A 21618-nucleotide genomic window follows, 5' to 3' on the forward strand; every position below is an offset into this window, starting at 1 on the left:
GTTTTTAATAAAAAGTCATAAAATCCAGTGCGTACTATCAATAACTTAGAGCGATTTTCAACGCATTTAGCATTGAAAGAAGCTTATATCGAACTCAGCCTATTAAAGCCACCCGCCAATCAATAAAAATGCTGACCAATAATAGGGATGGCGATAGCGTACAAACTCTGCACCTTTGAGCATTTTGATTTGCGCCTGCTGTAAAGCCTGGGCTTTAGTGATTCCTGTGTGCCATTGTCGGTAAAATTCCAGAATAACGGCGGGCGTGGCGACATCATCAACTTTCCATAAACTGGCGAGGGCGCTGTTAACACCGGCCTTTAAGGCGATGCCCGCCAGACCCAGGGCGGCGCGGTCATTACCGGTGGCGGTTTCACAGGCACTGAGGGTAAGTAAATCTATTTGTGTGCCAGCAATGTTTGTTGATTCCAATAATTGTTCCAGTTGATTCAAACGCAGCTTGCCTTCATAGGTCAGCAAAAAAGTTTGTTCCAGATTGCCGCTGAATTGACCATGCGTGGCAATATGAACCAGGCTATAATCTTCCTGGTCAAGTACTGCTGCCATCTCGCTGACTTTAAATGCCTGATTTAATAAAGTATCCTGGCTGCTCTGATATAATTTATGCAGATGCTGCACCTCGTATTCCACGCAAGGCAGTGCAGAAAATCCTTGATTGGGTTCAGACAGCCCTGCCAGCAAAGCCCGTTGTCGAGGAGGGGAAGCACTTTGCTTAGTGCTTAGCGTCAGGGAAGGCACCACAGCCAGCGCGTATTGTTCAATGGCAAAGTGCTCGCCATCGTGCAGTGCGGCAAAAGGGATGGTGCGCAATGCACCGTCAGGTGCAATCACCAGGGTATTAATGTCGCGGCTGTCCAATGCTTCGCGCAGCGGCTCAATAAGCCACTGATATAACACTTGCGCATGTTTGAGAAAGCCCCAGACTTGGGTATCCGTTTGCATCGGCATGATACCCCGTACACCGGGGGAACAATTGGCGGCAACAGCGCCGCCAATACTGCCGCGAGTGGCAGGCGCAGGGTGATGACGCAAGCCAGCTAATAATAAACGTGCTGCTTTGCGCAATTGTTTATGGCTGACCGGCACCATAACCTGAAATAAGCCATCCTGGAATCCCAGCAATAATTCCAGACGGTCCTCCAGGACGATGGGATAGAGTATCGCAGTATGTTCATCCAGCCAGGTTTCCACCGCCTGCGGTTGCTGCTGCATAATAATGCAATCATCCTGAAAATAGGCTTGCAAATCTGCACTTTTAAAAGATTCAATACTGCTTCGCGCATCGCGTTGCAGTTTATCACGTTGCCTGTCATCGGATGTTATTCGCGCTTGTTGCAGCAGCAAATCCGCCAGTTCAAAATAAACCGGCGCAATACGCTCGCGAAAGCCCTCGGTTTTGGCGCAATATCCGGTTGTGGCATCGCGTGCGCGTACCGGGGTGAAGCTTGTTATAGCCTGACGATAGGCATTGGTTGCAGCATCCAGTTTGCCTTGGTGCTTGAATAATTGGCCCAGTTGCCGGTGCCATAAATACTCAAGTTTATTGCTCCCGCTTTGTTGGGTAAAAAACAAGGCGCGCCGGGTTAAACTCAGGGCTTGTTTAATATTGCCGGTATGTAAGCCATGCCTGCCCAAATAACCATAGGCATAAGCTTTGGCATGGGGGTGCTGCAAATGTTCAGCAGATTTTATGGCGCGCTGCAAGGTTTGTTTGGCAATGGCATCCAGTACAGAAACAGTTGTTGCACTGGCTTCATTGGTCAGCAACTGTGTCCGAATATCACCCGCCAGCTTACCCAGTTTAACCAGTGCCAATACTTCGCTGTATTGATCCTGCCAACCCTGCACCAGTGGCAAGGTTTTTTGCAGCGCCTGGATAATGGGCTGGAATAGATGCGCCATATCTGCGCCGGGATAGAGATTAAACAGTGCTTGCTCATAGAGGGTTTGCACGCGGTTGACCTGAATTTTGGCGTGTAGTTCATCCTTGTCCGCGTTTGCCAGTGCTTTAGCATAAGCTGCCAGTGCACCGTTATAGTCATAAGTGATATTCAGCCAATTGCCTTGTTGATTGAAAAGTTCGGCAAGTAGTTTGTGAGTATTTTTGGTGTCTGAGGTAAGGGTGCTATTTTCAGTTGCTTCCAAGGTTTGCGCCATTTCCAGCGCCTGTTGCAGATATTTACCCGCTTGTGCCTGCTCTCCCTTTGCCAGATAGAGTTTGCTGAATTCATTTAATAATAAAACCTGCGCATGATCTGCCTGATTTTTCCGGGCAAGTCTCAGGGCTTGTTCCAGTATGCTTTGTGCTGCCTGGAACTGTCCCAATTGCCAGTAAGCTGAAGCCATACCCCGCCAGGTTTGCAGTTGTACACCGAGATTCCGGGTGGGCGCTGAACGCCAACTGCTAATTGCTGCACTGTAACGGCCCTGGTTAAATGCATCGCGGGCATCATCCAGCGGTGCGGCATGAGCAAAAGGTGCGAAAATAAAGAAGATAAATAAGCAGATTTTCATCTTTTTTCCTTGGCACGAATAAAATCTTCAAGTCCCAGCAGGTCGAAATCATCCAGCAATTGACGGCTTTTGGTAACAAAATTTTGATAATCTGTACTCATATTTTTTATATCTGTCAACTGCACGGCAATACCCTCAATATCTCCCAGCTCAATTTTTTTCAGCAGCAGAGATACAACGTCTGACGGCGGGATAACAATTGCAAGTGGTATGTTTCGGCCTTGCTTCTGCCGCTTCTGATAAATCCACACCAAGTCTAAATGTTTTGCCATCACATCAAGCAAGTCATCAATATCCAGCGGCTTGGCTAAAAAAGCATTCGCGCCTGCATCCAGGCAGTGTTGACGATTTTCGGCGTAAACACTGGCGGAAATTGCAATAATCGGTAGCCTTGTTTGACTCATCCGCACATGACGTATCAAGCTTTCTCCATCCATACCCGGCATACGGATATCGGTGATGAGCATATGTGGCTTGACCTGTGCCAGCAAACGCTGCGCAGCTTCTCCAGTTTCTGCTTCATAAGTTTTAAAACCCAGCGCTGTCAAGACCGTGATTAAAAATGCTCGGTTCACGATCATGTCGTCAACCACCAGAATGCTTTGTACCGCGCCTCTATAACCAATACGGATTTTTTTTACACGCTCCACATGGGTGGTAAAATTATCAGCGGTTCCCTGGGCAGGCACATTTAATACCAAATAAAAGGTCGTGCCTTGTCCAATGACCGTGCTAAGTTTGATTTCGCTGCCCATTAAATGCGCTAATTTCTGGCTAATGGTCAGCCCCAGCCCTGTCCCCGGTTTATTCTGGGTTTCTCCGGCAGCTTGATGAAAAATCTTAAAAATACGGCCTACGTCAGCAGGCGGGATACCAGGGCCAGTATCTTCGACAGAAAAATGCAGCATGGCAGGGTGGAGGTTAGCAACTTTCTGTGAGTTTCCCGCGTCCTTGCCGAGATTTTTTACTGCAAATGTCACCTGCCCGATATCGGTAAATTTCACCGCATTACCTAATAAATTAATAAGAATTTGTTGCAGCCGTTTTTCATCGGCATAAATATTTTCAGGTAAATCCGGCGCAAAATCGGTGATAAAGGCAATCTCTTTTTGCTCTGCCTGAATGCGAATAAGCGCCGTGATAGCTTGTAAAAATGACGCAAAGTTAAACTTATCACGCTGTAAAGACACTTTACCCGCTTCTACCTTGGCAATATCCAGTACATCATTAATTAAATTCAGCAGGTGTTTGCCACTATGCTCAATGGTGTGTACGTGGTTTTGTTGAACCTCGCTCAGAGAGGTATGACGCCTGAGTATTTGCGTATAACCCAAAATACCATTCAGTGGTGTGCGCAGTTCATGGCTCATGCTGGCAAGAAACGCGCTTTTGGCCTGATTGGCGGATTCCGCCTGGTGTTTGGCTTTAGAGAGTTCATGGGTGCGCTGTGCGACTTCACTTTTCAGTTGGCGGTGGTAAGCCTTTAAGTTATAAACCCGCCAGCGGTAGAGCGCCGTCAGTAATAGCAGCACTGAGAGCGTGGCAAACCACAGAAACCAGGTACGCTGCCACCAGGGTGGATGGATAGTCAGGCGCAGTTCACGCGGCTCTTCATTCCACAGACCATCGTTATTGGCAACTTTGAGTTGAAACGCATACTGCCCCGGCGGCACGTTGGTATAAAAAGCTTCACGTCGTTCGCCTGATGCATTCCAGGTTTGATCAAAACCTTGCAGGCGATAGGCATAACGGTTTTTATGCGGCTGAATAAAATTCAGTGCCGCGAACTCAAACGAGAAAAAATTCTGTCGCCAATCCAGTTCTATTTCATGGGTGAAATTCAGCGCCTGGGTTAAAGGACTGTCCACAGCAACACTCAGGGGTTTTCCGAACAATTTAACAGCAGTCAAGGCAGGACGCGGCACAACAGGATTATGTTGAAAAGTTTCAGGATAAAACAGGTTAAAACCGTTAATACCACCAAACAGCAGTTTGCCGTCTTGCCCTTGCCAAGCTGCGGCACGAAATTCGCGGCTCTGTAAACCGTCCACCACATCATAGCATTGGTAGGTTTCCGTATCTGCTGCAAAGCGGCATAAGCCCTGGTTTCCACTTAACCACAAATAACCTTGGGTATCTTCCTGGATAGCATAAATGAAGGCTCCCGGCAGCCCGTCTGGATTAGCATAGTGGCGGAAACTAAGCGTTGCAGCCTGCCATTGGCTGAAACCGCCGCCCAGCGTGCCTATCCATAAACGCCCTTGGCTATCCTCAAAAATAGCGCTGACATCATTGTTTCTTAAACTCCCGGGGTCGTCTTTATGGTGCTGGAAATGCTCAAAACGATCATTGACCCGGCGATTCAGACCACCACCTTGAGTGCCTGCCCATAAGGTATTTTTACTGTCTACATACAGACTGAGAATCATGTCATGGCTAAGACTGTGGGCATTATCAGGCGCATGGCGATAATGCTCAAAATCCACCTGCTCCTGCCCATCTGGCTGTAAAGACAAGCGATTCAAACCCTCCCGTGTGCCCACCCATAAATACCCCTGCTGATCTTCAGCGATGGCGCGGATGCGGTTATTACTCAAACTGTGTGGATTATCAGGCTGGTGTTGGAAATGAATGAAGCTGTTTTGCGCTGTTTGCAGTGCCAGCCCACCGCCAAAAGTACCCACCCAGAGGCGCTGAAATTTATCTTCATGCAGGGCAAAAATCATCTCATGGGGCAGGCTGTCGGCTTGCTCCGGGTTGGGCAGGTAATGTCTGAACCCCCCCAGGTTCTCATCCCAGCGATTAAGACCATTTTTGGTGCCAACCCATAAAACCCCAAAGTCATCTTCCAGTAATGACCAGACCTGATTATTACTGAGGCTGTGGGGATCAAAAGGCATTTGCTGATAATGAAAAAAATGATGCTGATAAGGACTGTAAATATTGATTCCACCACCATCCGTACCCACCCACAAACTACCATCCTGACTGGTATATAAAGCCCAAATATCACTTTCACTCAAGCTGTTGGCTTTGTTGGGCTGGTGGCGGCAATGATAAAACCTGGCATTGGCAGGCTTGAAATAATCCAGACCCTTAGGCGTACCCAGCCATAAGCCATCATTTGTATCGGCACGTATGCTGCGCACGACAGAATTTCCCAGGCTAAACGGATCATCTGGATTGTGAAGATAACGGCTGAAATCCTTATTGTCAGGGTGAAATAAATTCAAGCCCTGTGCAGTGCCTATCCACAAGCGACCCTGATTATCGATTTCCAGGCTTAATACGGCATTACTACTGAGGCTGCGGATATTTTCTGCTTCATGCTGATAACTGTGATATACCCCACTATCTGGCTGAAAGTAAATCAATCCGCCGCCGTCAGCCCCCAGCCACAAATTCCCTTGTGCATCTTCAGCAATCGCGGCAATATGCTTGGCATCCACATCATAATGAATAAAGCTGTCCGTATCAGGATCAAAATAGTCCAGGCCATTATCAGTGCCCAGCCATAAACGGTTTTGGCGGTCTTCATGAATTGCCAGCACCGTATTATGACTTAAACTCTGCGGATTATCCGCTTGCTGGCGGTAGGCGCGAAAACGTGCCAGGCGTTGATCATAGCGGTACAAGCCACTGTTGTAAGTGCCTACCCATAAAACCCGCTGCCGGTCTTCATGCAAGGCCATCACGAATGCACTGCTGCCTTCATAATCCTGCAAATAATGCTGGAAACGATAACCATCATAGCGTTCCAGGCCGTTTTGTGTACCGAACCACATAAAACCATCTGCATCTTGCAAGATGGCATAAACTGAATTTTGTGCCAAACCCTCCATGACCGAAAGATGGGAGAATCGTGGCTTAATTTCTTTAACATTTGCACATGCAGTCTCTATAATGAACAAAAAAGTCATTAACAGAGGAACAATACAAATGTCTATCAGCCAGCGATTAGTCGTTCTCATCATTTTAAGTCTTAGTTATATAAGCGCATTTGCAGATAATAGCACGGGAAATAAAAATACGTTGTCAACTTCCAGTGGTGATCGGCACAGCATCCCCGTGCGTAGCGAAACCTTAGCCAAAAGGCTGGATCGCATCAATATCAACGCAGGCGGCAAGGTTTGTTATTCTCGTCCCGATAAGTTATTGCTGTCACGGCAGGATAATGACAGTGTGAACAAGGAAAATTACACTGCCACATGGATGCTGATTCAAAATACTGCTACATCCCATCAAATCAAGCTTGCCTGGCAGCTTGAACAAGTAGAACAGGCTTGGCCCAAGGGAAAAATGCCTGTCAAAGCTGATGTGAATTACATTTTGTCGCAACCAGATGGTACGTCTAAAGAGGTATTTTTGTATCAGTTGCCGGATGACTTGATGGACAATGAGGCGCAGCAGCAGTGGATGCAAAATATCGGTTGTCTTTAATTATGACCCAAAACAACACAATAAAACAGCAAATGGGAAGCTTTACGCACACAACTGAAAGCCTGGAGTCGGGCTTAGGTAACTCGCAGCGAATAACACCCCCCATTTCGCTGGTCTTTTTACCCGTTATTATGTGTATGACAATCAGTTTTATATGAGTTATTGATTTTCAGTAGTGATAATGCTCAAAAAAAAACCGGGCATCCCATACGGGATGCCCGGTTTTCAGCTATTCAAAAAAGCTCGATTTTACAATCGTTCTTATTTGAACAGTTTAGACTTATCAACCAAATCTACGTGAGCACGTTTGAAACAAGTCCATTTTTTGCTCTCTTTGTCGTAAATAGAGTTTACGAAGCAATGCCAGTTTTCTTCATCAACGAAGTTTTTATCTGCGCGATAGTAGAAACCAGGATAACGAGACTCTTGACGGAACTCGATATGTTTCAGATGTGCTTCAGCAGTCAGGATGCGGTGATAGTTTTCCCATGCACGTAACAATTCATGCAGGTCTTTCGCACGCATTTTTTCTGCATCTTCTTTCAGCATATCCAACTTCTCACCCGCCACTTCCATCATGTGTGCGTTAGTGGTGTAGTAAGTTGCAACACCCGCTACATACTCATCCATGATTTTCTGCAAACGGAATTGCAGCATTTTTGGAGTAATGTAGTTAGGATTCACATCGATAGCAGTGGTGTAGTCTTTGTGCTCCAGATAGGTTTTCACTGGCTGATAGATTGCAGCAACCAGATCTTCTACCGCAGTATCTAATTCAGGATTGTAGTCCTGATTGTCCAGTACGTACTGAACCATAGACTTAGCGGCCATACGACCTTCAGCGTGAGAACCGGAAGAGAACTTATGACCGGAAGCACCAACGCCATCACCTGCGGTGAACAGGCCTTTAACGGTGGTCATGCCACGGTAGCCCCAGTTCCAGCCAGCAGGCAGATGATCAGGTACACCCGCTTCGGTCTCAGCAGTCGGCGCGCCAACATCGGTAGGACCGGAAGTCCAGATACCACAGCAACCAGAGTGAGAACCCAACAGGTATGGTTCGGTAGGCATTAATTCAGAGTTTTTCTTCTCTGGCTCAATGTTTTCACCAACCCAGATACCACACTGACCAACACACATATCCAGGAAATCTTCCCAGGCTTCTGCTTCCAGATGCTTAACTTCACGTGGGCTTAAGGTTTCACGTAAGTTAGCCAGAGCGGTTACGGTGTCCATCCAGATAGGACCGCGACCTTCTTTCATCTCTTTCAGCATTAAGTGGTTACGCAAGCAAGAAGCAGGAACGGCAGCCTGACCATAAGGAGGATAGTCGTCCAGCATTTCTTTGTTGCGGGTCATGTAGGTTTCGCCTACAGCGTTGGTAGCCTGTGATTTGAACAACAGGAACCATGCGCCTACAGGGCCATAACCGTCTTTGAAACGGGTAGGTACGAAACGGTTTTCCATCAGGGTCAACTCAGCACCGGCTTCAGCAGCCATGGAGTAAGTAGAACCTGCGTTCCATACTGGATACCATGCACGACCAGTACCTTCACCAACAGAACGTGGACGGAAGATGTTTACACAACCACCAGCGGCCAACAGAATTGCTTTTGCTTTATACACAAACAACTTGTGATCACGGGTTGAGAAACCAACCGCGCCAGCAATACGGCTTGGGTCGTTTTTGTCGTTAACCAGTTTAACGATGAAAACACGTTCTTGAATGCGATCAGTACCCAGTGCTTTTTTGGTTGCTTCAGCAACGATCCATTTGTAGGATTCGCCGTTGATCATGATCTGCCATTTACCAGAACGTACAGGTTTACCACCGTCTTTTAAGGAGGTCATGCCTTTAGAACCGTCGAAACGTTCGCCGTTTTCGTCAGTTTTCCAGATTGGCAGACCCCATTCTTCGAACAGATGTACGGATTCATCAACGTGGCGACCCAGGTCATATGCCAAGTCATCACGGGTGATACCCATCAAGTCGTTAGAAACCATACGGGCATAATCCGCAGGATCCTGTTCAGAACCGATGTAGGTGTTAATTGCAGACAGACCCTGGGCAACTGCGCCAGAACGATCCATTGCTGCTTTATCAACCAGCTTGACACTAATGTCAACGCCTTTTTCTTTTTTAGCCGCTTCAATCCAGCGCATGATTTCAAAACCAGCACCACAGCAAGCCATACCACCACCGATCAGGAGAACGTCAACTGATTCTTCGACGACATCAGGATTTCCAAATTCAGCCATTCTTTTTACCTCTATAAAGGTTTAAATTCTTACAAATTCCAACAAAATTTTGAGCATAAAGCTCGATCAAAAAACTTAATCACAGATTGGATTAGAGATTGATCAGCTCGCTGCGGTCGCCTTCGCGATAGCCATTTTGCTCGTTATGGTTGAAGAAACCATTGTCTGCAATTTTAGCCATGTCAGCTTCAGCCTTGCCACCGTAAGGATCAATAGAACCTTCAGGGGTGGTACGAATTGGGAATTTGAAACGTTTCATGACGCCGTTACGGAATTTGATGGTCCACATGATGGAGTCAGTACCGCGCAGAGGCTGTACAGAACCGCCTAAAGGTACAACGTCAGCATAGTGACGACACTCGATAGCATTCTGAGGACAGATTTTCACGCAGGAATAACATTCCCAGCACTGCTCTGGCTCTTGGTTGTAGGACTTCATGGCGTGACCGGTATCGGAGCCGTCTTTGTCCAGTTTCATCAAATCGTGAGGGCAGATGTACATGCAGGCAGTTTTGTCCTGGCCTTTGCAACCATCACATTTGTCGGTACGAACGAATGTAGGCATATATATGTCTCCTATCAGTATCGCTACTGTAAAAAGTGGCCGTCACGCCAAAGTATTTTTTTATGTCTCTGCAATGACGGGTAAGTGAGTACACTAAAGAACGTGTCGCTTTAACTTAAGGATTCCACGAAAATAGTTCCATGAAACCCGTATCGCGACGGGCATTATGCTGAGCAAGGGAAATAAAAGCAATGTGGATTTTTCTTGCAACGTATAAAATTACTTTATCAACCCACTTTATAGGCAATAAAGTATAAAATAATTTTTTAATAAACAAGGCATATCAATGACTTGTAAAAAAATAACCAACGAAATTTATCAAGAATATTTTTTTCATGGACATAAAATTTTTCTAAATAAAAAATTTTATAATGAAAATTTTCCTGTCAAAATAGCATTTAGACACTTTTTTAAGAGGCTCTTTAATGTCATTTCCTCCGATTTCAAACGCCAGTATTCCACACCCAACTCAACTGGCGGGATTTGCCCGTTTATTTGGTTTACATACACCAGATATCCAGCACAGTCGTATTTTAGTTGTGGGTTTTAACATGAGTGAAACGCTGATTAATATTGCGCTGGCCTTGCCACAAGCACAATGTGTTGGCGTGGAGTTCGCTAAAGCCGAGCTGACACGTTGTCAGACGTATCTTGCACATCGTCCGCAACATAACCTGCAATTGCTGCCTAAATGGCTGCCAACTACGGAACAAGCCGCTGGGCAAACGGATGAAAAACAACTGAGTCGACCCTTACAGCAGCATTTTGATTATATTTTATTGGTTGATACTTATCATCAGCTCAGTATCCAACAAAATGAAATGTTATTAAATTTCTGCCAGCATCACCTGACGACAAGTGGTTTGTTATATCTACGCCATGCCATTCAACCGGGTTGGCAATTACGCACCCAGTTTCAACAACTGCTGAACAACACACCTGAACACAGCCAAACTATTTTACAAAACCTGATACAAGCCACGCCCGGTAACACTTATCAAAGCCGGGATCATCTGGATAAGGAGCAGCGCTGGTTAGAGCAATTGCTGGCATCCGCCACTGATACCCCCCAAAGTTTGCGCGATTTTCATGAGATGCCACTGCATATCCCACATTTTCAAGCGTTTTATCAAGACATTAAAAAACAGGGTTGGTTTTATCTGGGTGATTGTCAGGCAGATACACAATCATTACTACTATCAGACCATGAAGCCGCAGAAAATGCGCAACTGGCGCAAATGTGTTATCACGATTTAGTGGCACATCGCGATGTACGGGAAAGCCTGTTATGTAAAAATGTGCCTGCCGCCACGCAGTCCACCCCCTTAGATCAACAATTGCAAGACTGTTTTTTTCGTTTTCCACTGCAATGCTTAAGTGAGCAACCAGGGCTGCACCATCCGGGTTTAACCGTGCGCTTTGCCGATGAGCACAATGAGCAGATGCTCGAAGAAACCGTGCCACTGGCAAAAACGCTGCTTTGGTGTTTAAGCCAGCAATGGCCGCAAAGCCTGGGATTTAATGAGATTTGCGCACAGACTTGTGCTTATTTACAAGAACAAACCGCGAATCAATTACAGCTTTGCCCGACTGATGCAACCGTGATGCAGGAAATCTCCGGCCACCTGCAACGCCTGAGTTCAGGCCATTTTCTGGAAATTCATATCGGTCAACTGCCACTGTCAGGTCAGGTGTATGAGCGCCCTCAAGGCAGCCCACTGGCACAATGGCAATTTCAGGAAAACAAAGGTCAGGCCAGCGTTCAGAATCTTTATAATCAAAAAATCAGGCTGGATATGCTGCTGGGTAATTTATTTTTACATCTTGATGGGCAACATACGCGACAGGAATTATTGGGATTATTGCGCAGTTGGGTGGAGCAAGGGTATCTAGCGCCTAATGGTGCCAGCCCTGATAATGTCAGTGATGACATGCTGCTGGATTTGCTGGATAACAGCTTGAATCAATTAGCGGGCAAGGGTTTATTATTGCATAACAGCGGATAATTCCAGTCCAGCATTAATAAATAAAAGGAATAAAACGCCAGCTTTGTTGTTGATAACGACGATAATCCGGGAACTTTTCGCATAACAACTGTTCTTCATACTGGCTTTTAATGATTAAAACCAACAGCAACAGGCACCAGATAAATAATTTGAGACTCAGATAAGGCATAAATACCAGACCTAAGCAGAATAATAAAAAACTGCTGTACATCGGATGACGGATGTAGCGATAAGGTAGATTTTGGTGTACCAATCTGGCATCATCTTTCACTTGCGGGTGGATATTAAAATTACCCAGACCTATCGCCACAATGGCCCAAAGTCCCAGAAGCCCTCCCAGGACGATAGCAAACAGGCAAGCGCAGTTAAAGCTTTCCAGTTGGCTGTAAAACAGTAATAGACCCAGTAGTGAGAACTGGGCCATCACTAAAGCCCAGGATTTAAGCGTTGCCGGATTCATCATTGAGCGCATAAGACAGCATCAATAGTCTTGACTGTTATTATCCGGGTTTTGCATCCCCAGCAGACTATAAATTGCGCGCAGATCACTCTCATCATTGACCAGTTCATGCAACAATTCCTGTAAAGGCAAATGCCCCCAGGACACTGCGCGTTTAACCAAATATGGCGTGGGACTGTGTGGTTCAGTACGTTGCAGATAGTCCGCCGCCTCATTCAGTAGCTGATAAGCCTGGGCACGGTTTTGTATAGCGCCACTGGCGTCTGTAGACATGCTGCTGTGCTCTTGTGCTTCTGTGCTACTTGCTGAGGCTTCCTGTGTTGTTACCGGTGTTTCTGGCAGGCGATCTTTCATCATAAAATGTATGATTCGGGCAGTTTCCTGTAATTTTTCCCTGAATTTTGAAAAACTCGGTGCATCCCTGCCACAGTGACTGTCTAACCATTGCTCCAATTGATTTAAGGTTTGCTGACTTTGCTCCAGGCTTTCCTGTAATGCCTGATAATAAGCCAGCGGGGTGGACTGGCTGCTTTGGATAATGCGCAGATATAAGCTGTCATCTGATTTTTCTTTGTTACGTAAGGCTTTTTGGTAATCAATGGAATGAAATACCTGCTGGCTATTATCTTGAGGCTGGGTAATATCTACCATGCTCAGTTTTAAGGAAAGCTTTTCATTGAGCCAAATCAGCGGTGATAAACGCAACTCCAGATCATCGCTTTCCAGCGCAGGCCACAGGCTATCCCAGAAGGTCTGACATAGTGCATCCAGTAATTTCAGACCATCTTGTACGCCATGAAAACCTTGTTTATGCAGCAATGCTTCACTCAGCCAGACGGCAATTTGTAAATCCTTACTGCGATTGCTCAGCACATCAATACATAAGCGGGCGACTTCGCTCCAATCTGCTTTTTTGAGTTCATATTGCCAGTCACCCTGCGGTAAATCAGGTTCTTCGCGACGGGCTTCTTTAATCGCATCATAGACCGGATCGTACATCAAGGATTCGCCCGCAGGCGCTTGTGGCGAAATCGGTGTTAGTAGATTTTGCCAGTATTGTTCGATCCAGGATTCCGGGGCATCAGACATGACGGTTACTCATAATTTAATGTCAATAAACGTTGTTGCGCAATACCGGGTTCCAGCTCCAGAGTGCTGGCAATCTGGTTGCATAAGACCTGTACCGGATGCGGCAAGGGTTCACCATAACAAGCTTTTGCAAATAATAAAACTGCATCCAGAATTTTTAATTCACCAGCGGGGTTCAGCCCCGAGCAAATATTTTGCAGATAGTGTAAGACATCCTGGCGATCATCCTGTCTGGTTTGTTGCGCTGCGCGGATTTCACTGGCATCAGGCATTGTGCCACCGAGTTTTTCCCAGATAACCTGCTGCTTGTCAGTTGCTAATTTGCCCGTGGGCAAAAATTCCAGCATCAGTCGCAATGCAGCATAATGCCAGGTTGGGTATAAATTGCGCTCATCCACGACTTGCGGGTGAAAACTGTTATGACAATGCGCGCATTCCAGGTACTCCCGACTGATCGGCAATGGCAACAATGGAATAAAAAACAGGGTAAACATATTACGTTGCTGGATATGCTGATAATGCTGCTGGCATTCACAAACCGGGCAATAGAAAACCCCATCATTGAGTATTTTTCCAGTATTTTTTTCACCCATTAAAATAAACATATTGACATCACTTCAAATCAGGTTGGAGACAGTGCTACTGTGTATATTTTTTAATATTGATTACTCGCGCAATTTATAACCGGTTTTCAGCATCCAGATATTCAATGCACTGATAAACAGAAAAAAGCAAACCACAACCACTAAACTAATACTGGCATTCGCATCAGAAATACCTAAAAAGCCATAACGAAAGCCATCAATAATATAAAAAAACGGGTTATACCAGGACAACTGTGACCAGATGCCGGGTAGGTCGTTGATGGAATAAAATACCCCACTGAGAAAAGACAGCGGCAGGATGACAAAATTCTGGAAAGTGGATAAATGATCCCATTTATCCGCATAAATTGATGCAATCAAGCCCAATGCGCCTAATAATAAACTGCCAAAGACAGCAAACAATATCACGAATAATGGATAGGTCATTGGAATATCAAAAAAGAAAAGATTAACCAGCCAGACGCAACTGCCGACCATGATACCGCGTACCAGCGAAGCGGCGACATAAGCCAGATAAAATTCCAGAGAAGAAATCGGTGATAACAAGGTAAATAAAATATTGCCGTTTTGTTTGGACTGAAACAGGCTGGATGAGGTGTTTGAAAAAGCATTTTGTAAAATTGCCATCATAATTAAACCAGGAATCAGGAAACTGGTATAAGACACGCCAGGATAAACCTCCACACGCTCTGATAAGACCGAGGCAAATACCACCAGATACAGTAACACCGTGATAGTCGGTGCCAGGATGGTTTGCATACTGACCTTGATAAAACGCCAGGTTTCCTTATAAAACAGGGTCAAAAAACCATGCCAGTTAAAAAATGAAAACATTTTTCCCATTCCTTCTGTAAAAAAATTATTAGTCTTGCCTTATTAATAATACAGTCTCATACTGAAGACCGCTACCAGTAAAAAAAGTGGAGTAATTCGATGATGAAAATAATTATATTTCAACGCTTTATCTACTGCTTCCTGCCCTGTATTTTCATATCCACTGCCCATGCCGCAGAGACGGTTTATCGCATGGGCGTGGTACCACAATTCGATCACCGCCGGATTCAAGCTATCTGGCAACCGATTATCGACCATATTGCCCAAAGTAGCGGGGTTCAACTCAAACTGGAAGGCTCACCGGATATTCCCCAGTTTGAAAAAAACTTCAGTACGGGGAATTTTGACTTGGCTTACATGAACCCCTACCATCTGCTTATTGCGCACCAGAAACAAGGCTATAAACCTCTGATACGGGATACGGGGCGTAGCTTGTACGGTATTATTGTGGTGCATAAAGACAGCCCCCTCCAAAAAATTGAAGACTTGGCGGGTAAAACCATCGCTTTTCCAGCACCCAACGCGCTGGGCGCGGCTTTGATTCCACGCGCGGAATTTACACATAAATTTCATATTGACGTAAACCCTCGTTATGTGCGTAGCCATACTTCAGTTTACCTCAATGTTGCAATGGGTCAGGCTGCCGCAGGCGGTGGCGTGCAAAAAACCCTGGAACAACAAAAACCAGAAATTCGTAACAAGCTGCGAATTTTATATCAAACTACCGCAATCGCTCCCCACCCTATAGCAATCCATCCCCGAGTACCCGCAGTAATCCGCAAAAAAATCACCAATGCCTTATTGCAACTGGGAGCGTCCAAAGAAGGTAGAGTGATATTAAATAAAGTGCCTATCAAAACCATTGGTCGAGCTACGCTTATGGATTATGAGGCTTTAAAAAACATGGGGCTGGAAGACTTTTATGTGCGCTGACAGTCACTTTGCTGCTAAAGCTAAAATCAATGTAAGCGAGATAAGTGCCTCATGAACCTGCGTTGGAAATTATTGCTGCCTTTTGCGCTGTTACTCATTTGTATCACCACTGCGCATTATTTTATCTGGCTGCCTGGTTTTATTGCTCATGAGCGGCAGGAGCGCCAGAATATGGAACAAAACTACCTGGAACAACTGGGGACATCCCTGACGCCTGTCCTGCTTAGCGGTGATCTCGCACAGTTGTACGCAACATTGGAAGCGGTGCAAGACAAATGTCCCCATTGGACAATGTTGGAGGTACAAAATGCCAACGGCGTTCGTTTATATCCGCTGGATGCGCCAGTAGTACCTGAAATGGCAGTTTTAGATTACTTTCAATACGCCGTGATGTCCGAAGCTCAGACTTTGGCTATGCTGCATATTGCAGTGGATATAGAAGCACTTATGGTTGTTAAAATAGCTTACATTAATAAAATGGAGCTATGGTTTCTTAGCATTTTAGCCGTGGCTACGCTGCTCAGTGGACTATTTCTCGAATACCATATTCGCCGCCCTTTATACCATTTGGCAGAGGCCGCAGCACGACTTGCTCAGGGAAATTTCAGTCAATTAGCGCAGTTTCCCACCAGGCATGATGAAATCGGTCAATTTGGACGGGCTTTCGATTTCATGCAGCGCACGCTGGAAGAACGGCAAATGACATTAAGGGAAAGTGAACAACGTTTAAGCGCAATTATTGATAATGCCGTGGAAGCTATCATCACTTTCGATGAAGACGGTTGCATTCAGGACTTCAACCAAGCAGCGGAGCATATTTTTGGTTGGTGGGCATCGGAAGTTTTGGGACAAGCCGTGGACATTCTGATTCCCAAACTTCAACAAAATCCCCAAGGTGGATATTTATGGTATTTGAGCGGAGAAGATAATGTGCATGAAGTTTGTGGACAGCGTAAAAATGGAAAAAGCTTTCCCGCCCATATGACCTTAGGCAAAGTGCCGCTAAAAGAAGAAACCTTGTTTGTAGGGGTTATTTTAGACCTCACCGAACAAAAAGAAAAAGAGCGGGAACTACGCAAGCATTTCCGTGCGGTGGAAGACTGTCCAGTCGGTATTGTCATCACCACCCCGGATAGTTTGATCGACTACGTTAATCCTGCTTATCAACGCATCAGTGGGTATCTGGAAGAAGAACTCCTGGGCTGCAATATTCGTTTGATTCAAAGTGGTAACGTACCACAACAGTGTTATCAGGAATTACATAAGAAATTAAAGGATGGGCAAACCTACGAGGGTGAGTTTTTCAATCGGCGTAAAGATGGTGGCGGCTTTTGGGCGCGTAATTTCATTTCACCAGTACGTGACGATCATGGTGAAATCGTCCACTTTGTAGCCATTAGCGAAGACATTAGTGAACAAAAAAATGCTGAAATAGCACTTTTAAATCATCAGGAAAACCTTGAAACTTTAGTTAAAGAACAGACCCTGGATTTGTCTCTGGCTAAGGAAGCTGCAGAAAGCGCCAACCAAGCCAAATCCCGTTTTCTTGCCAATATGAGTCACGAAATCCGCACCCCCATGAACGCCATTATCGGCATGACTAAACTGGTGCTGGATACTAAACTCGATACGGAACAATATAAATTACTACGCACTGTGCTGCGCTCAGCGCATTCATTGTTGTTATTACTCAATGAAATTCTGGATTTGTCCAAGCTGGAAGGTGGTAAAATGCACTTTGAACATATTGTTTTTCACCTGCCTCAATTACTGGAAGAAACCATCGCAGTACTTGCCACCACCGCCCATCACAAGAATTTACATTTAGCGTATGAAATTGCAACCGAGGTACCCGTCTGCGTGAAGGGAGATCCACACCGTTTGCGCCAGATACTTATCAATCTTGCAGGTAATGCCATCAAATTTACCGAACACGGTAGCGTATGTATTCGAGTTTCCCTGGCAGCACCGGGGCGTTGCGTCTTTGCCGTCACCGATACCGGCATCGGGATTGCCCCAAAACGCCTGGATACTATCTTCGACAGTTTTACCCAGGCTGACAGTTCCACTGCCAGACGCTTTGGCGGTAGTGGTCTGGGTACAACAATTTGTAAACAAATTGTCGAACAAATGGGTGGTCACATTCGAGTGGAGAGCAAGCTTGGTCAGGGTAGTACATTTTGCTTTGAAATTCCCTTAGCCGTTGCTGAGGGGGTCAGCGATTGCTATAAACAGGTCACAACGCCCCAAGAGACTTATCGCGCCAAGCAAAGTTTGTATATCTTGTTGGCAGAAGATATCGAAGAAAATGTCATGCTGGCTGACATTCGTTTGAGGAAAGCCGGACACTGGTTGCGAGTCACCACAAATGGTCATAAAGCGGTACAGGCTTTCCAGGAAGAAAGCTTCGATATAATTTTGATGGACATCCAAATGCCGGAAATGGATGGTTACGAAGCCACCCGTGCAATTCGTTCCATTGAATATAAGCAGGGTGGACATGTGCCGATTATCGCAATGACGGCAAGTATTCAGGAAAGTGATCAAAAATTATGTATGGCTGCCTGGATGGACGACTTTACTGGAAAACCGGTGGACTTCGATGAACTTTTTGCGCGTATGGAACAACTGACTGGCACAGACGTGGAATATCCACAGGAAGATACCGCCACCATTGCGAAGCAGCACACTGCCACCTTGCCCGCATTACCCGGCATAGATACGGTTAAGGCACTAAAAACCTGGCAGGATGTTGAAGTTTACCGTAAAGCTTTGACTGGTTTCGCCCAGAATCATGCAGACGATGCCCTCCAACTCAATAGCTTGCTTGCCGCTGATGACTATGATGCAGCACATCAATTACTACACGCATTAAAAGGCGTGGCCAGCAACTTGGTGTTATCGCCATTGACTGAACATGTCCAGTGTCTGAATGCCAGATTGCATAAACACCCGGCACAAAGTTATCAGATAGAATTGAATGAAGTTATTGCGGCGCTGGATACGGTCATTCATTCCATTGCCGATTTACAGTCCAGGCAAGAAGTTGTATCCCTTCACCAGGAAGTTGATACAGCGCACCTGCAAAATTTACGGGAAGAACTACGCGCAGCCCTGAAACATACTGATCCGATTCAAGCAGATGAACTGCTCACGGCATTACAGGAAAGTGGTTTGCAAAACAGCCATCTGCTCCGTGAACATCTTGATAATTTTGAATTTGATTTGGCGCTACAAGTCTTAGAGGAGTTAAAGCTTTGAATAAGTTTAAAATTCTTATTGTTGATGATGAAGCTAATAATTTACAAATTCTTCTGCAAATCCTTAAAGAGGACTATCAACTGGGCTTTGCTAAAAATGGCACTGATGCCTTACGGTGCATTCAAGAACAACAGCCCGACTTAGTTTTACTGGACATCATGATGCCTGGAATGGACGGCTATGAAGTATGCCGACGGCTTAAAGCCGACCCCAGCACGGCGCAAATCCCGGTCATTTTCGTGACAGCTTTGGATGAAGTGGAAGATGAACAGCAGGGCTTTGACTTGGGCGCAGTGGACTATATCAATAAACCGGTTCGAACTGCTGTCGTGCGAGCGCGGGTACACACCCATCTGAGCTTGTACAATCAACAACGAGCCTGTGAAGAAACCGTACGTCAGCGCACTGCCGAACTTGAACAAACCCGCCTGGAAGTCATACAACACCTAGGCCGCGCAGCAGAATACAAAGATAATGAAACTGGCCTGCACGTCATCCGCATGAGCTACTATTCGGAGCTTATCGCCCGCGCTCTCAACTGGTCTGAAGAAGACTGTAAACTGCTGCTCAACGCAGCACCTATGCATGATATTGGTAAAATCGGTATCCCTGACGCAATTTTACGCAAACCCGGCAAACTGGATGATACAGAATGGACAATCATGAAACAGCACCCGGAAATTGGTGCCAATATCCTCAAAGGGGATACACCACTACAGCACATGGCTCGTGACATCGCTCTCTACCATCATGAAAAATGGGATGGCAGTGGTTACCCACAGGGTTTGGCTGGCACGCAAATCACCCTTGCCGCGCGCATTGTCGCAGTGGCTGATGTGTTTGATGCATTGACTACGGTACGTCCTTATAAGGCAGCCTGGCCAGTAGAAAAAGCGGTGGAATTCATGCAAAAACAAGCAGGGCAACACTTTGACCCGGATTTAGTCAGACTATTTCTAAATGCTTTGCCAGCAATTTTGGAAATCAAGGAAAAGTGGAAAGAAGCTTTATTGGCACAATGACAGTCTCCTATCCCAATCGTTTAGTTTTGTAACATGACTTTAGGGGCTTTTCACTCGACTCTCAAGTTTTTATTTTTGACAAAAACAAAATTTATGCTTAAGACATACAAGCTTTCGCCCTATATACCAACGCTGGCGTTGGCTCAAGCCTACCCAAGTCTCTATCATTCATATGCTTTGAGGAATCCCTGAGCGGAAAAAGCCTTTTGGCAACTGCGATGATTTCATCCAATTTCTGATGTGGGTCGTCAGCATCGACAATACCACGAATAACATCCACTAACCCATCCATTCGAAATTTCTGCTTCAGACTGCCAACTGTGCAAGCGGGCAGGTTGTTTTTAACGCGGGCGGATTGTTCAGGGTGAAGGAGGAGGGCGTAGTCCAACAGCAGACTCAGAGTCAGGCTTCTGCTTGACCCCTCTTCATCAAACTGCGGGGCGAATCGCCCCCATCCTTCATATAACTTCCAGTCCTCAAAAAAAACCTCGACCAGCCATCTCAAGGTATATGCGGAGGCAATGTCCACAGCACGCCAGCTCATGTCACTCGCCACCAGATAACGATAATCTTCTTCACCCTCATACTTGAGCGCAACAACAAAACGTTTTTGCGCATGTGCTTTAACATGTAATCGCGCACTACCAAGCATAACTTTCACTTCTTTGCCCTGCTTTTTCAGCTTTTCATCATTCTTCTTCCACTGCCTCATCACCGGGTCTGGCTCATAAAACCGAAATCCTACTTGCGATTTGCTCTAAGTTCTTGGATACCTTGATTAAGTTCATCAATAAATTTGCTGATGAAGGGTAGTGGTTTGGTAAAGAGCATCGGTTTTCTCCTGAATCAGGCAGGACTATCTATAAATTAGATGCTCATTTACTGAAAATTGTCAAATTTAAAATCCTTGATAGTCGAGTGATATTCTGGAAACTAGCTAAGGTAGCGAAGACCTTGAGAACAAAGGACGCTTTTTATTTTTTCTTTGATGCCCAAATGGCCAGTTTATGCTTCATGGTAAGCTGAGAAATCTGATCCTGAGGTACAGGCTGAATTATTTTATCGTGCACCAGCAGCCGGTATATATATTCGATTTTTTCAGATGCAGAATCCGTAGGCTCAAACTCAACGACACCTCTTCCTTCGCCGTATTTCATTCCTTCAGCGATTGCCTTTTTTAGCAATTCTTTTTCGTTTTTTAGTTTCTTCATGTGTTGATATACCTTCTAACGCTAACTTGATCATAAATATGGATTAAAAAAATTGGCACAGGATTTGCATTTATATCTTCCATCAAGTACTGATTCCTACCAAGTGCTTGTGTGGATAGCTTGGGTTATTGGGTTCCCTGAGTTATTCGTGACAAAGTTCCACATTATTTTTATGTGGCTTTTTAGAGCGTGTCAGAGTATTGGGTTCCTCTGGCACGCTTTTTTTATTGGCACTATTATTTTTTTGTAAAAAATAATAATTTCACAAAAATTTAGGAGTGAGGATGAAATAAATGCAGAAACTGGGCGCAGGATTTTTATTCATTTTCAAGGCGTGAAAACAGGCGCATAGCAAGCTATGTAACTGTTTTCACAACGCAGAAAATGGAGGAAAAGAC

General features: G+C 45.4%; 15 protein-coding genes. 5 read left to right on the forward strand and 10 right to left on the reverse strand.

What is annotated here, in order from left to right; genetic code table 11:
* Window positions 1-102: 102 nt before the first annotated feature.
* Both QUF61_RS14410 and QUF61_RS14415 read right to left on the reverse strand, forming a co-directional pair.
* Window positions 103-2535 (reverse strand): CHAT domain-containing protein, encoded by a 2433-nt coding sequence (locus tag QUF61_RS14410; protein ID WP_289682323.1) that lies wholly within the window; start codon window positions 2533-2535, stop codon window positions 103-105.
* Window positions 2532-6368 carry a hybrid sensor histidine kinase/response regulator gene (locus QUF61_RS14415; protein ID WP_289682324.1) on the reverse strand — a complete coding sequence of 1279 codons (3837 nt, stop codon included), beginning with the start codon at window positions 6366-6368 and terminating at the stop codon, window positions 2532-2534. Before QUF61_RS14415 ends, QUF61_RS14410 begins: the two co-directional genes overlap by 4 nt.
* 106 nt (window positions 6369-6474) lie before the next feature.
* Between QUF61_RS14415 and QUF61_RS14420 the strand changes: the two genes are divergently transcribed.
* A complete protein-coding gene (locus QUF61_RS14420) occupies window positions 6475-6975 on the forward strand; it encodes a hypothetical protein (RefSeq protein WP_289682325.1) in 501 nt (166 codons plus the stop codon).
* A gap of 261 nt (window positions 6976-7236) precedes the next feature.
* Here QUF61_RS14420 and aprA read toward each other — a convergent pair whose 3' ends face one another.
* Both aprA and aprB read right to left on the reverse strand, forming a co-directional pair.
* Window positions 7237-9234 (reverse strand): adenylyl-sulfate reductase subunit alpha, encoded by a 1998-nt coding sequence (gene aprA / locus QUF61_RS14425; RefSeq protein WP_103922522.1) that lies wholly within the window; start codon window positions 9232-9234, stop codon window positions 7237-7239.
* Between the two features lie 91 nt (window positions 9235-9325).
* Window positions 9326-9799: an adenylyl-sulfate reductase subunit beta gene (gene aprB / locus QUF61_RS14430; protein ID WP_103922523.1), complete on the reverse strand. Its 474-nt coding sequence runs from the start codon at window positions 9797-9799 to the stop codon at window positions 9326-9328.
* 425 nt (window positions 9800-10224) lie between these two features.
* On the opposite strand from aprB, the gene QUF61_RS14435 reads away from it, so the two are divergent.
* Window positions 10225-11805: a hypothetical protein gene (locus QUF61_RS14435; RefSeq protein ID WP_289682327.1), complete on the forward strand. Its 1581-nt coding sequence runs from the start codon at window positions 10225-10227 to the stop codon at window positions 11803-11805.
* Between the two features lie 13 nt (window positions 11806-11818).
* On the opposite strand, the gene QUF61_RS14440 is transcribed toward QUF61_RS14435, so the two are convergent.
* From QUF61_RS14440 to QUF61_RS14455, 4 genes are read right to left on the reverse strand one after another with little or no spacing between them, the layout of a single operon-like run.
* Window positions 11819-12277 carry a methyltransferase family protein gene (locus QUF61_RS14440; RefSeq protein ID WP_103922525.1) on the reverse strand — a complete coding sequence of 153 codons (459 nt, stop codon included), beginning with the start codon at window positions 12275-12277 and terminating at the stop codon, window positions 11819-11821.
* A 9-nt stretch (window positions 12278-12286) separates the two neighbouring features.
* Complete coding sequence (gene tssA, locus QUF61_RS14445; protein ID WP_103922526.1) at window positions 12287-13354, reverse strand: type VI secretion system protein TssA; 1068 nt, start codon at window positions 13352-13354, stop codon at window positions 12287-12289.
* 5 nt (window positions 13355-13359) lie between these two features.
* On the reverse strand, window positions 13360-13959 hold the full coding sequence (locus tag QUF61_RS14450; protein ID WP_289682328.1) for a zinc-ribbon domain-containing protein: 600 nt from the start codon (window positions 13957-13959) through the stop codon (window positions 13360-13362).
* Window positions 13960-14019: 60 nt separating this feature from the next.
* On the reverse strand, window positions 14020-14793 hold the full coding sequence (locus QUF61_RS14455) for an ABC transporter permease (protein WP_286019603.1): 774 nt from the start codon (window positions 14791-14793) through the stop codon (window positions 14020-14022).
* Between the two features lie 99 nt (window positions 14794-14892).
* On the opposite strand from QUF61_RS14455, the gene QUF61_RS14460 reads away from it, so the two are divergent.
* From QUF61_RS14460 to QUF61_RS14470, 3 genes are read left to right on the forward strand one after another with little or no spacing between them, the layout of a single operon-like run.
* Window positions 14893-15726, forward strand: a complete 834-nt coding sequence (locus tag QUF61_RS14460) for a phosphate/phosphite/phosphonate ABC transporter substrate-binding protein (protein ID WP_289682329.1) — start codon at window positions 14893-14895, stop codon at window positions 15724-15726.
* A gap of 51 nt (window positions 15727-15777) precedes the next feature.
* A complete protein-coding gene (locus QUF61_RS14465; RefSeq protein ID WP_289682330.1) occupies window positions 15778-18987 on the forward strand; it encodes a PAS domain S-box protein in 3210 nt (1069 codons plus the stop codon).
* Complete coding sequence (locus QUF61_RS14470) at window positions 18984-20009, forward strand: response regulator (RefSeq protein WP_103922530.1); 1026 nt, start codon at window positions 18984-18986, stop codon at window positions 20007-20009. The genes QUF61_RS14465 and QUF61_RS14470 overlap by 4 nt, the downstream gene beginning before the upstream one ends.
* Before the next feature lie 97 nt (window positions 20010-20106).
* Here the strand turns inward: QUF61_RS14470 and QUF61_RS14475 are convergent, their stop codons facing one another.
* Together QUF61_RS14475 and QUF61_RS14480 are read right to left on the reverse strand one after the other, a co-directional pair.
* Window positions 20107-20724, reverse strand: coding sequence for a hypothetical protein (locus QUF61_RS14475; RefSeq protein ID WP_289682331.1), 618 nt, complete (start codon window positions 20722-20724; stop codon window positions 20107-20109).
* 259 nt (window positions 20725-20983) lie between these two features.
* Complete coding sequence (locus tag QUF61_RS14480; protein ID WP_103922545.1) at window positions 20984-21220, reverse strand: DUF5062 family protein; 237 nt, start codon at window positions 21218-21220, stop codon at window positions 20984-20986.
* Between the last annotated feature and the right edge of the window lie 398 nt (window positions 21221-21618).

Source organism: Candidatus Venteria ishoeyi (assembly GCF_030378065.1).
GTDB lineage: Bacteria > Pseudomonadota > Gammaproteobacteria > Beggiatoales > Beggiatoaceae > Venteria > Venteria ishoeyi.

What these genes read in the sequence shown, in the direction of transcription:
- QUF61_RS14410 (WP_289682323.1), bottom strand. Translation starts at nt 2,535, where the DNA reads ATGAAAATCTGCTTATTTATCTTCTTTATTTTCGCACCTTTTGCTCAT.
- QUF61_RS14420 (WP_289682325.1), top strand. Translation starts at nt 6,475, where the DNA reads ATGTCTATCAGCCAGCGATTAGTCGTTCTCATCATTTTAAGTCTTAGT.
- aprA (WP_103922522.1), bottom strand. Translation starts at nt 9,234, where the DNA reads ATGGCTGAATTTGGAAATCCTGATGTCGTCGAAGAATCAGTTGACGTT.
- aprB (WP_103922523.1), bottom strand. Translation starts at nt 9,799, where the DNA reads ATGCCTACATTCGTTCGTACCGACAAATGTGATGGTTGCAAAGGCCAG.
- QUF61_RS14435 (WP_289682327.1), top strand. Translation starts at nt 10,225, where the DNA reads ATGTCATTTCCTCCGATTTCAAACGCCAGTATTCCACACCCAACTCAA.
- QUF61_RS14440 (WP_103922525.1), bottom strand. Translation starts at nt 12,277, where the DNA reads ATGCGCTCAATGATGAATCCGGCAACGCTTAAATCCTGGGCTTTAGTG.
- tssA (WP_103922526.1), bottom strand. Translation starts at nt 13,354, where the DNA reads ATGTCTGATGCCCCGGAATCCTGGATCGAACAATACTGGCAAAATCTA.
- QUF61_RS14450 (WP_289682328.1), bottom strand. Translation starts at nt 13,959, where the DNA reads ATGTTTATTTTAATGGGTGAAAAAAATACTGGAAAAATACTCAATGAT.
- QUF61_RS14455 (WP_286019603.1), bottom strand. Translation starts at nt 14,793, where the DNA reads ATGTTTTCATTTTTTAACTGGCATGGTTTTTTGACCCTGTTTTATAAG.
- QUF61_RS14460 (WP_289682329.1), top strand. Translation starts at nt 14,893, where the DNA reads ATGATGAAAATAATTATATTTCAACGCTTTATCTACTGCTTCCTGCCC.
- QUF61_RS14465 (WP_289682330.1), top strand. Translation starts at nt 15,778, where the DNA reads ATGAACCTGCGTTGGAAATTATTGCTGCCTTTTGCGCTGTTACTCATT.
- QUF61_RS14480 (WP_103922545.1), bottom strand. Translation starts at nt 21,220, where the DNA reads ATGAAGAAACTAAAAAACGAAAAAGAATTGCTAAAAAAGGCAATCGCT.